Source organism: Bacteroides xylanisolvens XB1A (assembly GCF_000210075.1).
GTDB classification, from domain to species: Bacteria; Bacteroidota; Bacteroidia; order Bacteroidales; family Bacteroidaceae; genus Bacteroides; species Bacteroides xylanisolvens.
In genome coordinates, this window is record NC_021017.1 from 2,727,684 (window position 1) to 2,743,851 (window position 16,168).

Annotated in this window: 7 protein-coding genes; all 7 read right to left on the reverse strand. The window is 38.5% G+C overall.

The window, feature by feature from the left end; translation table 11 throughout:
* Positions 1-79: 79 nt before the first annotated feature.
* The 7 genes from BXY_RS10825 to BXY_RS10855 all read right to left on the reverse strand — a co-directional run bounded on the left by BXY_RS10825 (position 80) and on the right by BXY_RS10855 (position 16,131).
* A complete protein-coding gene (locus BXY_RS10825; protein ID WP_015531895.1) occupies positions 80-2,578 on the reverse strand; it encodes a zinc-dependent metalloprotease in 2,499 nt (832 codons plus the stop codon).
* Positions 2,575-5,166: a zinc-dependent metalloprotease gene (locus BXY_RS10830; RefSeq protein WP_015531896.1), complete on the reverse strand. Its 2,592-nt coding sequence runs from the start codon at positions 5,164-5,166 to the stop codon at positions 2,575-2,577. Before BXY_RS10830 ends, BXY_RS10825 begins: the two co-directional genes overlap by 4 nt.
* A gap of 133 nt (positions 5,167-5,299) precedes the next feature.
* Entirely contained in the window at positions 5,300-7,771 is a 2,472-nt protein-coding gene (locus BXY_RS10835; RefSeq protein ID WP_224262818.1) for a hypothetical protein, read from the reverse strand.
* A gap of 273 nt (positions 7,772-8,044) precedes the next feature.
* Positions 8,045-10,069, reverse strand: a complete 2,025-nt coding sequence (locus BXY_RS10840) for a metallophosphoesterase (protein ID WP_004307695.1) — start codon at positions 10,067-10,069, stop codon at positions 8,045-8,047.
* 68 nt (positions 10,070-10,137) lie between these two features.
* A complete protein-coding gene (locus BXY_RS10845; RefSeq protein WP_008023605.1) occupies positions 10,138-11,232 on the reverse strand; it encodes a glycoside hydrolase family 99-like domain-containing protein in 1,095 nt (364 codons plus the stop codon).
* Positions 11,233-11,244: 12 nt separating this feature from the next.
* Positions 11,245-12,927 (reverse strand): SusD/RagB family nutrient-binding outer membrane lipoprotein, encoded by a 1,683-nt coding sequence (locus tag BXY_RS10850; protein WP_015531899.1) that lies wholly within the window; start codon positions 12,925-12,927, stop codon positions 11,245-11,247.
* 12 nt (positions 12,928-12,939) lie between these two features.
* Positions 12,940-16,131: a SusC/RagA family TonB-linked outer membrane protein gene (locus BXY_RS10855; RefSeq protein WP_015531900.1), complete on the reverse strand. Its 3,192-nt coding sequence runs from the start codon at positions 16,129-16,131 to the stop codon at positions 12,940-12,942.
* Positions 16,132-16,168 lie beyond the last annotated feature (37 nt).

Genomic DNA, 16,168 nt, shown 5'->3' on the forward strand with positions numbered 1-16,168 from the left:
TTAAAAATATAAGCCAATTAATTCATCTTATCACGAATTAATTGGCTTTTTTTATATCTAATCATTTTATAGATTATATCTATTTCCGCAGTGCCTTCTCAATCGTAAACAACCGGTAATCATACTCCTCTTGCATTTCCCGGTTAGGTGCTACTGATTTCGCTCTCGTAAACTCACTTTTCAAATCCAACAGACAGCCATACCAGAATGGAGCCCGTTCAGGAGCAGAAGAATAAGGAATGCTCTCAATAGCCGTCATACCCCGGTAAGGACAGACAGTCTGAATAGTCAGTTTAGAAGAAGCATTAGCTGTCTCATCTTTCCCTTTCGGCACATTTACATTCGACCAAGAAATGACAAAACTCAGCAATTGTCCCTGTAAGAAACGTTTCCAGTCGTCAGGCTCCTTTCCTGCCCTTGTTTCCTTGAAAAGATGATTCTTCAAATCTTCAACAGCCTGCTGTTGCGTATAAGGGTCACTCGATTTGCTTTCGCTAAGCCAAAGGTTATTGAGCTGTATTAATAGCAAATTGGCGAAAAACTTCTGTGAATAGTCAGCAGCGCTACCTGTCAGCGCACAATGATTCAACAGTTCCCGATTGTCCAACCAGTTCATTTGACTGATAGCTTCCATCATCCACTGGTACGAACGACGTTGCACCTCTTTGGATACCGGTTGATAAGAAGGGTAACTATCCCCTTGATAACTGTCATTCAAATAGATTCCACCAACTTGCTGCAATACATGCTTCACATATTCATCCGCCTGATTGATAATTTCTCCATATAGTGAGGCTCGTTTTTCATAGTTGAAATCTTCCTTGTCTAACCATTGGTTTGCATTCGCCACTACTTTACCCAAATTTTCAAAAGCAATGGTTGCCGCACGAATAGCATCATTTCCCAAATCCATCTCCATTCCGCGAGGATCATAATAAGCTTTCCTGCTCTGCGGACGTTTAAAAAGCAATAATGGGTTCTGATTCCGTTCAGAAACCAGCTTCCGCAAATCCGATAATTCTTCTTGCGGTGTTTTCTTATTCATTGGCTGATAAAGATAACGAATCGCCCAATGGTCATATTCTCCCAGCACTTGTTGCGTCAAAGGTATATCAGCACTATAATTATCAACCGAAAGTAAATAGTTCATCGGCAACTTATCCATGACTGACGCAGATAGCCCATGTTTTTTTACAAACTCTTTCGACTGAAGCGAATCTACCGGATAAGCAATAGATCCTGCCATATTATCCGTCAATCCCAGACAATGCCCCCAATGCCTCAACAATAACGAAGTCAATGCTTCTTCCACCAAATCTTCATCCGGCATCAACGTGCGGGCTTTCTCGTTAAAGGAAGCTGTCTGTAAGAAATAATTCAGCTGAATTTTCGAAGCTAAATTATGAGGGATATAAATATTGGCACTTATTATTTCTCCTGTCAACGGATCACTCCAATAATTATCCGTAATCTGACCGGAAGGTGAAACGACATACCGGATACAAGACTTAGTAATACTGTTGGCATCAAATCCTATATCTTTAGGGTAAGGTTTCACATCTAACGCATTAGAAAAACCTATTTTCTGAAAGCTTTTGTTCCATATCTCAGCGCTACGATACACACACTTCTGCCATTTTTCAGGCAACAGCGTATCCACATAGAAAACAACAGGTTTATCAACAGCCAGGTTCCAGCGATTCACCCAATACTGTATGTTGCTGCCTTGCTCCTTATCCGAAAAATTCACCTTGCCGCTCCATAAAGTTCCGATACGAGGATCAGCCAAACGAGGACAATAATCCCCATCTTCCGGTAATAACATAAAAGTACGCTTCACAACTGCGCTGAAGGGAATATTTTCTGCTATCGGAAAAATACCGAATAATGACATCGCTAATTCATAGCTCATATAGCATGAAATAGATACATTATCTGGATAAGAAGCTATTCCGGATATCATTGATTGTTTCTGTTTGAAAGAGGCTTTACGCTTCACCCAGCCCCCCATCGTATTGTATGCTTTCGGATCAATCGGATTCATGTATTTATCATCCTGAAAAACATAAGATGTAACGTCAATCACCAAAGCGCTGTCCGGAGAATAAGCCTTTATAGAAAACTGATTTAAAATGACATCACTGAAACTTTTTTTCAGCGCATCTCCGATACGGGAATCTTGTTCTGTCACCGGACGGTCCGCTACCTGATATAACCTAACCAAAGAATCGGACCGGCAGAATTTCACTTGTAAAGGTGCAACAGGGCAAAAGCCAACAGATGATTCCTGAGGGTTACTTAGTTTATCGACTACACCTCCCATCAGCAAACGTTTACCCAACACATCTCTGGGTATTTCCATATATACTTTATCGTCTACCCAATAAAGATTCATCAGTCCTTTAGTTTCGACGCTATTCGGTTTATCCTTCAACAGTTTTTCGTATGCGCTTTTGGGTTTAACCTGCTCTATTTTCCCTTTTTTCTTTTTTTTGGCAACAGCCTCCAAAGGAGAAAAAACAAACACACCAAATACTGATAAAAAGAGCAAAAAGATATATTTATTCTTCATAATCATCTGTTTAATGCATTATTCATTTGATGAAGCAATAACTGATAATGAAGCCGCGTATCTTTATCAACATGTTGCTTCCGGCTGTTTAATAAATTACGTATGCGCAGGAAATAACCATAACACATACTATCCTGGTTTTTGGGAATAAAATACTCTGCCATTGGTTCGTCAAATCCAGCCACTGGATTAAACATACGCCCCAGATCGGACGCACAACAACATCCTTTATGCCCTACACCTGTTTTATGATGAAAAGCAGCTAACTGCCCCCATGCATCTTCTTCACTTTTCAATGATTTAGTATCTTTACTCAATCGGATTCCGGCAGTCGAAGCCAGGTGTTTGATAAACAAATTCTGCAGTTTCATTTGAGTAGCACTTAATTTACGTCCTTGTATAGTAGGATTCCATATATATGTATAAATATCATTCATACATTCATCAACATCATATCCTTCTTCTTTACCGGCTTTTAATGCCGAGAATTCTACCCGGGCAGGAGCTTTCATCAATAATTTCATCATTACATCCCGCAAAGCATCCGATGGTTTCCCTACCATAGGCAGTACCTTCAGGACATTTTCATCATCCAGCCAATCCAAGGTCGCCAATTGCTCCAAAAAGTAATTCATCGCCTCTTTCTGCTTCTCTTTAGGTTCAACCTGCAAGGCTTCCACCTTATCACCAACCAATTTTTCATGCAAATAGATTCCTCCTATATTATGATATACATGCAACATATAAGTCAAATATTGCATGATTATACCATCGTAAATATCCGACCGATGTGTATAATCCACATCTTCTTCTCCTAGCCATTGATTCAGATTAGCCAGAATGTATTTCAGATTTTTCACTCCATATCGGGTTGCTTTCACAGCATCATCACCCAAATCTTCCATTTGAGAACGAGGGTCGAGTATATCCGACTGCTGCTTGCCATACCGATATACAGGATTATCTGATAAATCCGTAATCCATTTCGAAGTGATGGCATATTCCTCTTCCGGAGTTTTAGCTTCCGGCACAGGTGTATAATTCCAGCGAATCAGATAATCGTCATACAAACCAAAATATGGCGGCATCATACGTACTCCCCGTTCCATATCACCAGGTTGTGCCACATAATTAAAACGCGCATAATCCATAATGGAAGTGGTAGTACCATGCTTCTGCGTAAATGAAGGAGAACGGAGCGAATCTACGGGAATTACGGAAGAAGCACTCATATTATGCATAAATCCCAAACAATGACCCACTTCGTGAGAAACGACATAACGTAAAGCATCGTCCATCACCTCTCTCGGAATTACTTTATGACGTACACGCTTATCGGCTTGAGCAGTTTGAATAAACAGCCAATTATTCAACAATTTTATGACATTATGGTACAGATATACCGAAGCATTCAATATTTCCCCACTACGAGGGTCAACCCACGATGGTCCCATTGCATTCTCAATCCCTATCGGAGCATAACGAATACATGAATATTTCAAATTATCTGGATCAAATTCCGGATCGTCTTTCGGAAATTCTTTAGCCTGGATAGCTTGTGTAAAACCGATTTTTTCAAATGGCTCATTCCATTGATTGACAGCTTCAAATATAGATGCTTTCCAACTTTCAGGAAAACAACTGTCTACGTAGAATACAATCGGTTTAATAGGAGTCACTTTCTTTCCTTCAATATAACCTCTCAAATCTGAAGGTTCCAAACGCCAACGATTGGCATAATAGATAGAACGGGTTGTCTGTTTAGCAGCTGAATATTCATTTTTCATTGTAGGAAAAATGCCAATTCTGCTATCCATCAATCGGGGACGATAAGGAATCGTATCCAATAATATAATCGAACGGGTTACCTTTGCGGTCAAAGGCTCGTCTTTTATGTCTTTCCCTTTGCCCCCAGTCAACGAATAAGTATAATTCAAGCAACTACGGACTGATATGTTATCTTCAAAAGCCTTAAAACTATCAATAAATGATTTGTTACTTTGAAATGAGGTCAAACGTTTACGTCCCCCTGATGTATTCACGCTGTATTTATCGAACGGGGACATTAATTTATTGTCACTTACAAAGAAATCGGTAACATCAAAAACAACTGCCGTACTGTCGTTATTATAAGCCGAAATATCAAATACTTGCAGAATGGCATTCATATTACTCATCTCAATAGCTGCCTTCAATCGGTGACCATTGTCATCACCCACATTATTGGTCTGCACTGCCGACAAGCAGACTTTATTATTCAATTTCTCAAAACGAAAATGAAGAGGTTCGGTAGGTTTCGAACCAATAATAGCATTCTTATTATCACTAATTTCTGTTACTGTAGAACCTAGTAACATATCACGCTGCAACATTGATAAAGGAAGTTCAAAATAAACTTTCTCCTTTACTTTATGTACAGTGATAAAACCTTCTGCTTTTGAATGATTAGATGAGAACAGTTTATCATAAGCAGTTTTTTCTTTCTCAATAGACTCCTTCTTTTTTGACTTTTTGCGTTTAAAAGAAATAGCATTTGCTGATACACTCCCTCCTAGTATAGAAAACACCAAAAGAGCCACCCAAATTCTTTTCATTTTGATAATAGTGTTAATTCATATTCTGTAATAGGATACAAATTTAAGAATTATAAAGAATTAACTCCAATAAAATCGACTTTTTCCTCCAGAAAAACTACACAATATTTTTTGTAATACATCGACCTATAAGTTACACTTCACTTATAAACTGCTCAAAACTATATTTAAAATCCTCATTCAATATTAGCTTATACTCCTTGGTGAATTGATCAAATGCAGTATATGCCATTCCCATGCGTTTCAAATCCACTAAAGCACGGCACTTAACGCGAACAGACTCTTCATCTAACGAATCAAATCGCAGAATACAATTTGAGATTTGTATTCTCAAGTTATCATTTCCTACAAATTGCTTGCTATCTCTTAACCGGCTCAGAAGATCAATCATTGAATCGGAATAATCTGCTTTAAAACTATCTACCCAATCAAATTGCATATTAGGAAGCAATTGACCAAATGAAGCCAGACTCAATAATTTTTCCAGATCTTCCTTATGGACCACATCTAAAGGCGCCATCTTTTGCATCAATTGATTTGCTATAGTATAGTCATTATATACATGCCCCTTATTAAGAAAGTACCAATAACCATTTGCTGATGATATCTCCGTATCTCCTACCTCTTCCAACAAAAGACGTATCTTACGTATATTTACACTACGGTTATTAGAGAAACTCTCCTCGGACTTATCATACCACAACAATTCTTTTAACTTGATATTAGAAATCCCCTTATTATTCTGATTGGAATAAAGAATAATAACAGATAATAATTGACGCATAATAGGCGTAAATTTTCCGGTAATGTCTTTTAAATCCCGATTAATAACCTGAAATCCGTTTAGCATATAAATTCCTGGTGTGGTGTTCAATACAGGAACTTCAAACGAGGAATATAGGTGGTCATTTTCTTGAATTTCTTTTTCACTATTTATATCTGAAACAACCCCTTCTTCTTTTTCACAAATATCTTGTTGCGGAATAGATATAGCTTCTTTCTTATCATGCTTTCTGCTATTCTTTAATCTCCACCCAATTCCTCCTAAACCTGCTACACAAATACATATAAACAGTAATTTCCACCAAGTCCCCTTGCTTTCCTGTACTGTCATATTTTGAATAGGCAACACTGGAGATGCAATAGAATAAATATTAGCTTCATAATTATTCCCCTCTACTTGGTGAACTGTTACAGCGTAATAACATTTTTCTGAAGCAAGATAAATTAAATCTGCATGAGAATTAACATCTAAGAAAGTATAAGGTATTGTATCACCTAAAACAGTTTCTTGTCCATTCTCCAAATTTAAATCTTTCAAAACCAGAGAAGATAGAAAACGACCTGAAGAAAAAAACAATCCTTTTGCATGTTCACCTTTTTCTACTTCATCAACTATCAACGTAGAAGCAGCTACCTCATCACAAAGGTTCTCCGGCATAGCCCACTTTTTTTCCAAAGAATAATCATTCAAGTTCAATTTATACAAATCCTTATAATGAACGACCCCATACTCCTGTTTGCCCAAGTCATTACCCAATCCTCCATAAATATAAACCAGCGAATCGGTCTTGCCTATGGCACTCAAATAGCGAGGAGTAATCACATCCGGCAACTCTCCCTTTATCACTTCACCCCACAGAGATATTCTATTCAACTCACGGGTATACAAATGAAATCCATATCCCAGAATTTGTACAATGGATGAATCTTTTGGATTGAAAAACCGATTATGTTGTGTATAAGAAGACTGCCTTTTCCGTTGGATAGGAGTAGACCAACTTTTTGTTTGAAAATTGAAAAAAGACAAATTCTCCCCATCAGGCTTCTCAAAGTCATAATAAACCAACTGGCTACCTTTATCTTTCAAAGGAACAAAAAGAAACTGGTTAGTGATCCGATTTACATCAATCAGCGGCGAGAAAACATATTCTTTAGTTGTACTCCGTATTAAATCATATTTGACAATACGATCTTTTGCAATAAAATAACATGCCGACTGCTCTTCACACGGAACAGGAAAAGTCTTGGATGAAAAAGATAACGTTTTCCTATGTTTCCAATATATATGACTATTAATAATCCATTCCGGATTTGATATAAAAGCTGTCATCTGCCGAAACTTGTCCTGAAGCAAAGTGTCAGATACGGCTTGCTCCAACGACCATTCGTATTTTATGCTCCCAGGTTCCAGACCGATCTGTACATCCTTCAAAATAATAGGTGCCACGTCCGAAGTTGTGTAAGAAGCTAATTTATTAGCACCAAAGCAGACTTTAACAGAATGATTATCCGGGGCAGTAACTTTCTCTTTAGAAATAAGAGAACCATTATTTCTGACATATAACGTATCATTTTTATACTCCAATTCTATCTTTATCCTATTCCACTCATGAATATCGATAGTCGCAGAAGAATGTATCTTTCCTAAATATTGCTGGTCTTTAATCAAACACAAATAAGGCTCTTCGTTCACAGGATTAACCAATATCAGATTGAGGCTATTTCTATTGTCAACAATCATACGACATACATAACCAAAATGCTCGCCTTTTTCCCTAATCTTCAAATCAAAAGAAACAGATAAATAATCTTTGAATCTCACTCCCTGATTGCCGGACGGTATGATGAATGAAGTACGTTCATCTTTTGAATATTCATAAGCACGAAAAGAAAGACCTCCGATATTTTCACCACCCCAAGTGACTATAGTCTTCGAGATAAATAAAATATAGAATAACAGTCGGATATATTTCATAGCAAAAGCTTATTTGAAGCAAAGATATAAAAAATATGTTTTTTCAATCTTAGGATATTAAAATAATATAGTTACTCTGCACCAATAACGAAATATATCCGGCTATTATACTCCACATCCTTATCGAACCGGCATCCGGGATGAACGCAGTTCTCCTCTCAAATATTTAGCAGCTTCACCTGCCAGCCAAAGATAATGATCGGGTGCTTCTCCTTCATAAGTTATAAAAGAACTTTCACCCACCGGAGGTGTATTTGTACATTTAAAGAAAGCTGTCCCCTCATCTATCTCATCAAACATTGCCAAATAAAGGCTCTCTGCTCCTGCATCTACAGCACCTTTCACCTGTTGCCAGAAGAAACGTCCCCCCAATCTCGGAATCATGTTTTGTGGAGCATCCTTTTTCATGTTATGCCAACTAAAGCCCGGAAACAACACCGGCATATAATCTTTACCATTCGCTTTACACCACTTTATATCTTCCTCTATCGACTTACGATATGGCTCATACGTATTATTATCAAAACGTCCCACCAACCATGGATGGACAATATCCGCCTGTTTTACCAGTTCGAGCAATCGCGTATCAGAGACAGCATCTATCGTTAATGTCCGCCAATGAGTAGGTACACCTACCAATATGGAACAACCTTCACTCTTCAGGAAATCAATGATTTTCTTTACCTGCTCATATCCATATTTACGGCGATCATTAAACCCTATTCCCCAAACAGCAACTAACGGTTTACCATGATGATAAACATAATGATTGTTGTTCCGGGAAACTAGTTTATACTTCTCACACAGCTCTTTCCAGTCACATATCAATATATCTTCTTCACCGGCTTCCATACCGGAAAGGTCATACATCAGGCAAATTGCCCGGTCATACTTTTCTGCCGAAAGAACAGCATTATTCAGTATCTTATTATAATTATCCTTCCCTTTCTGATTTCGTATAGAAACAACAAAACGTTGCATAAATACCCCGTCAATTCCATATTGCTTCATCCATTTAAAATGCAGATCTGTAGTAGAAGCATCATACGAACTAAAAACCTTTGCTGGTGTCTCATCAGGTAACTTAAAAGCCGTTTCATAGGTTTTCTCATATTCAGAAACATCCGGCCAAAGATCAATGGTACACTTGCCCAGTTTGAACTCTTTTTCTTTTTCAAAATGTTTCCAACCCAAACCAGCACCGTCTTCAGGAGTATTAAACCAACCCTGATACCCTGCCATCACTAAATTCCTTATTGATTTGAAACGGACACGACTCATCGACTCCGTCGTTTTTGTCGCCGGATCAGACATCACCACCTCTTTAGGAAATTGATTTAAGGCAATAAATTCACTGATAAACCGATCCGGATATACTTTCACAAGATTCATCCCTTGATACCCTGTCCCCAGCACCTTTCCTACCGGACCTATCGTTATCATTTCCATATTGCCAACCTTTCCATAAGCATTGTTATGTAAATGCCCTGCAAATATTGCGTTTACTCCATATTTCTGAAACAAACGCACATATTTCTCTCGCATAGGCAAAGAGAAATTCGAATAATTCACAGGTTCATCCATCCGCTTTAGAAAAACAGAGCAATGAGTAAAAACAAACTTGAATCTGGCATCCTTCGTTTTCTGTAATTCCTGTTCCAGCCACTTAAATTGAACTTCTTCCCTCTCCTTGTCCTCTTCTTTTATTATATTTGAATCAATACCTATAAATGCACAATCACCATACCTGAATGAAAAATGGGTTTCTCCGTAGTTTTTTTTATAATTATCTATAGAAGATCGGCTGACCTTACCTATATCGTGATTTCCCGGAATCATATAAACCTTTACTGAAGAGTCTATTTGAGCAATCATCGACTTATAAGCAGCAATCTGTTCCTTACTCTTCGAATTATTTACAAAATCACCGGTTATCACCACAAACGGAGGTTTTAACTGATTTATAGCTGTCACAGCCTTATTCATAGCCTCTGTTTCTGCCGAAATACTCTTATTGTTATCCATGAAGCCAAATTGGGGATCACTTAATTGCAAAAAGAAAAAGGGAGCAGAATCCGCTGCTATCCCATGAGATACAAAAACAGCCAAGAGAAAACAAACGACCGATATTATTTTCTTTCTCATAAATTATTTATTGTTATCATGAGATACGACGATCTGCCTGATGCGTCGTATCCCGTTACTAATAACTATTACTTCTTAAATTGATTTCTGGTTATCTTCAGAAATTCGGATTTGTTTTCCTCCGTCGGTTCCAAATTCGTTCCTTTCTGGTAATTATTCCATGAATTGACTAACACAATGTTTTTACTTCCGATATTCCGTTTAGCTACATTACAGAAATTAATATAATCAGCAGTCTCTCCATCTTGCCCGAAAGTATATTTATAACTTGAAGTTGAATTGATACGGTCATTATAAGAAGGAAAGATACAAGGAACAAAGTCTGTATTCCATTTGGATATTGTAGTCTTCCAATTGGCCCAATTCAAATCAACAAAACTGAAAAAGGCATAATAACGGTCATACATATTCGTTGACCAGTCGTTCACTGTCACTCCATCAAAAGAAGCAATCTGATGTTCCTCATAATTCACCGGAGCTACCCAACCGGTAGTAAATTCTCCAATCGTATAAAGATCATACCCCAATTCTGATACAGCCTTCTTTAATGCCGGGATGACCAAAGAATAATCAATACTCTTCAATGCAGAAGAAGAAAGGTTAGACGGAGTTATTAGAATAACCGGTCTTCCGTTCATTTTATAATAGGCCTCATCATTAAATAAAGGCACTAAAGTATTCGTAAAGTCATTGATCATCTTATTCAAATTCTCTTCCTCTTGAAGCGGTTTGTCATTAGATACTTTCAGATGTTTGGTGTTATAATTGATCACTAAGCGGACTTTTGCATTGGTTGCCGTACGTACAGACTTAAAGTTTGTAATCAATGTATTATCTGCTGAAGCAGCATCCCAAGTAACTATCAGAAAGTCCAAGGCAGCCTCATCCGCCCAAGCAAGCTGTTGCTGTAACACTCCACTGGTTGTAGACAAATATTCACCCAACAAAGGAGTACCGGCATATATTTTCTTACCGGATTTTAACCAGCTGGAAGAGGAAGTTATATTGGTATAATAAGCACCGACTATCGCATCCACAGGTAAATCCGTCTGTGGTATATCATACACATATTTGCTCTTATCAGGAGCCAAATGATCGTCTTTATCACAAGATACAGCTAACAAAGCGATGAATCCGAGCAATATAATAGTTATCTTTTTCATATCCTTCATTTTTTAATTATTCGTCAAATAAGGGTTAGTCTTAGTGGGCAATGCAAACCATAACTTAGTCGACATTGCATCCTGTCCACCATCGAGATTTGCAATACCTTTCGTCAATTCATATTCATTGTTTGTTTTCTCGCTATCGGGATATACCAATCGCTGAGGAATATAAGCATAAGGATTATCCTTGGTGCCGGCATTTACAGCGCCATATCCGGTTTCCGGCGAGAAATGCGGCGGGAATTCCAATACTTGGCTACGGCGAATCAGTGTCCACGCATCCAACGATTGATAAAACATAGCTATATATTGCTGCATGATAATCTGACGATAAATCGGATCAGGTTCATCAGAGGTAATAGCAGAAGATACAATGCCGATAAAATCTTTATAATAATCTTCCCCTTCTTCTGTGACTGTGAGATCTGTCAATGTATTCCATTTAATTCCCGGAGTCTGAAGATAATTATTCACTTTTCCACCGTCTACGCCATATTGAACCATTGAAGCGTTCACACCCGCATTGTAATAAGCCTCGGCTGTTTGCGAACCACTTCCCAAACCTTTATGAACCAATTCACTTTTCAACAGGCACACTTCTGCATAATTCATAATTACTTCTGCATAACTTTGCTCCGTGAATTTATCCTGTAATTGAGAGTAATCATCAGCCGTCTTTCCACTATGCGGATTGGGAGACAAGCTGACTCCCGAAGGCAAATTAGAAACTTTCGGTTGTCCCCAATAAGGTGCCCAATGGAAGTTATCAGGCATAGAAGCAGCATTGGCAGGAGTGAAAAACTTCTCCAACCGCGGATCAGCATAGGGAGCCATATACATCAGAATCGATTCGCCGGCAGAATGAAGCTTATCCAAATTACTTTCACGGTTGATAACCAGATAATCATAAAAATAATTTCTTGTATCTGCGTTATCTCCCCATTGCAAAAGACAATTATCTTCATTACTTGTCATCAAGTTCTGTTCATTTTCCATAAGTTCATCAATCACTTCAGTCGCTTTCGAACGGTCAGCATTACAAATACGAACGGCCAAACGCAAACGTAGTGAATTGGCAAACTTCTTCCATTTCAATAAGTCGCTGGATTTCTGTCCTGAAGGAAAAATAGGGTCTGCTTTATAAACATCTCCATCCATCTTCAACCCGTCGGCACATGCTTTCAAATCATTCAGCATAGCATAATAAATATCCGATTCCTTATCGTAAGGCACTCTCTCGCCGGCATTAAATGCCTGACTTTTAGGAATACCTCCCCAAATAGAAACTGCTTGTGAGAAAAGATAGTTTTCCCATATTTTAGCAATAAGTACACGATTGTGATATTGCTCGTCATTTTCCATTTGCGTTTGTATAAAGTGAACAGGAAAAATAGCATAGTTATATACATTCTTCCAATATGAATCATTGGTTGAACCTTGATTTCCATACCGTTGTACCTGTCCACCGGTAGCTCCACCATAATAATGGCTATAGTTGGCCAACAACACTTTTTTCATGCTTCCGCAAAAAGCATTCAGCGTATAATAAGAACTCGTATTGAACAAATATTCTGGATTAATCTCATTCAGTTCATTGGGATTGGCATTGGCAGATTCAAAGTCATTCGTACACGAAACGAAAGAAATGACCATTGCAGCAAAACTGGCTAATAATATTTTAATCTGTTTCATAATATTCTATCTTTAGAAGGTTAGTTTAATATCAAATCCGACAGAAGATACGGGCGGCATTCCTCCATATTCTATACCTTGAGCATTTCCTGATGAAGAAGAAGCCTCCGGATCTATGCCTTTAGGAGTATTTTGATGAAGAATAGCCAAATTACGTCCTACCACAGCCAGTCGTAGACCACTAATCGGTAATTTCTTTAGGATAGACTTCGGAAGACTGTAGGCAACAGAGAGTTCACGGAATTTAATATAGGAAGCATCAAATACAGATCTTTCATCAAAACTAGCATAGCGGTTATTAGGTTTGACAAACAAGAGACAAGGCGTTCCGTCTTCAAAATAAGCGTCCGGATATTGATAACCGGAAGTTGCCTTCGCGCTACTCTCACCATAAATCACATTACTCAAATAATATCCTTCACGTCCTTCGGCAGATTCGGCAACCACACCGGCTGTTGTCGCTCTATTCCATGTTCCCGAATAAAGAGTTCCTCCAATACGTGCATCAAACAGGAAACTAACTGTAAAATTCTGGATTCTGAAATTGCTTCCAAAACTTCCCGTCCATTTCGGCTCGGCACAGCCTAAATATTGCGTATTATCCGTTACCAATATTTTACCTGAAGAATCGACTAATTTACGTCCCTGGTCATCACGTTTCCAAGCACGTCCCCGAATGACTCCATAAGGCATGCCTTCTTCCAACATAATACTGACATTACTTGATTTCAATAATTGCACATTAGGATTTCCGTCCACTACCTTAATCACTTCCGACCGATTACGCGCCCAGTTAATATTTGCATTCCATTCAAACAATTTGGTCTTGACCGGAGTAGCAGACAACACAACTTCCCATCCTTGATTACGTACATGACCTGTATTCAAGAATTTAAAACTATAACCGCTAGGCACCGGCAAAGCGACTTTCGTTATCAAGTCATAGGCATCAGAACGATAATAAGTTACATCTACACCCAAACGATTATGGAAAAAGCGGAGATCAGCTCCAAGTTCCAAAGAACGGTTACGTTCCGGCAAAAGTTGATCATTATTTAAAGTTGTACTAATGGTTTGCAAAGGTGAACCATTATAAATGCTACCCAACTTATAGGTTTGATTAATCCGATATGGATCTGTGTCAGAACCGGCATAAGCAAAAGAAGCACGAATCTTACCGAACGACAAGATAGGTGATTTGATCTTAAATGCATCGGTAAAAATAAACGTAGCACCAAAAGAAGGATAAAAATAAGAGCAATTATCCAGTGGTAAAGTAGACGACCAGTCATTGCGGGCCGTTACATCTAAATAAACATAACTATTGTAACCTAATGACACCGAGCCGTAGGCAGAACGGATTATCTTCTTAGATTGCAGTTGAGTGGCACTAGGATACTCATTCGAGTTAGAAATATTCTTGAAATCAGGAACCAATATGCTATTCACGCTTTCCGTTCTTTTCTCCGAGTTGCGTTCATATCGGCTAATACCGGCAATGGCATTGACTGATATTTTATGAAATGTTTTATTATACATCAATAAAGCTTCAAAGTTAGTAGAAGTACTGTTATTGATCCAGTTCTTCATACCACCGTCCACATCACTACGTGCACCCAGATTAAAGAACTCCATTCCTTTCCACCAATAAGCATCCAGTCCGGCTTTACCTACCGCCTTCAAGCCCGGAAGTAATTTTACTTCCAGATTCATCGATCCGCTCACCCTGTCACGCGTGTCAGAGTTCGTATTTTCATAAATATTCCAATACGGATTATAACCACGTTCACCAATCGGAATCATTTCATTTCCATTTTCATCCTTATAATGTTTCAATACATCAATAGAAAGCGAACGGGGAAGAGTAACAAACGCATATATAGGATTCTTATCCGAACCATTCATATATTGACGATTGTCTACCTTTTCATGTGAGTAAGTCATTTTAGAATCTAAAGTCATCCATTTGGTAATCGTATTCATCAACCGGAGATTGAATATATCTTTAAAGCTTTCATTGATACCGTGTACTACACTATTACCCTTACTTCTCGTATACGATACGCGATAATTATTCTTTTTCGAACCACCTTCTACAGCCAATGTATGTGTGTACCGATGGGCGGTTTCGTAGAAATCCTTCACATTGTCCGGATGTGAAGAATGAGTAGTAAGTACACCGTCATGTCCATAGATAACCTGATCCCACAAAGGTGCTCCCCAGCTACGCAATTTAGCACCTGCAGAAGAATTATAACCACTGAAATTCGGTAAATCTGTTTGCAACCTGTTACCATTAGGTTGAAGTGTCAGTTTATGGTCAAGCAAATAAGAGTTTTCTCCCGTTCCCCAACCATTCTGATAATCTAAAAACTGGTTCACTTTTTCAAATTGGAAATTTCCGCTATAAGAAACTTTTGTTTTTTCGAATGTGCTCGAACGTTTAGTGGTTACCAATACAACTCCCTGTGCTGCACGCGAACCATAAAGTGCAGCTGCATTCGGTCCTTTCAGGATTTCAATGCTTTCAATATCATCCGGATTGATATCCGCTACCGGATTACCAAGGTCGGTAGAACCTGTACCACCATCAACGGTCACACTTGTATCACCCGGTTCGTTTTCAATAATCATACCATCAATCACGAATACGGGCTGTGAGTTTTCAGTCAGTGAGCTTGTTCCGCGAATGACAATACGCGCACTACCATTGCTCGTTCCCGGAGGAGTAATGGTAACCCCCGCCACCTTACCGGAAAGAGAAGATATCAGATTGCCACTACTATTTTCTGCCAAGGCTTCCGCATTTACACTCTGCCGTGAATAATTAAGACTCTTAGCTTCACGCGTCACTCCGAGAGCGGTAACAACCACTTCATCAAGAGCCTTCGCCGTGCTGGCCAAAGATACATTGATATGAGTCAAACCGGTAATTTTAGCCGTTTTCGTCTCCATTCCGACATACGAAAATTTCAATTCTTGACATCCATTAGGCACATGAAGTGTAAACGTACCATTTATATCGGTAATTGTACCTACCGATTTAGCGTTCGTCTTACCATCCGGATCAACAGCTACCACCGTAGCTCCTATGATAGGCATTCCATCCGCAGCATCTGTCACTTTACCCGTTATACGCTTTCCTTGCGCATAACCCGATACACTTATTACTAAAAAGAATAAGAATAGGAAGTAGTTTTTCATAATACTTAATTATTAAATTAAAGAATACAGTATTGAT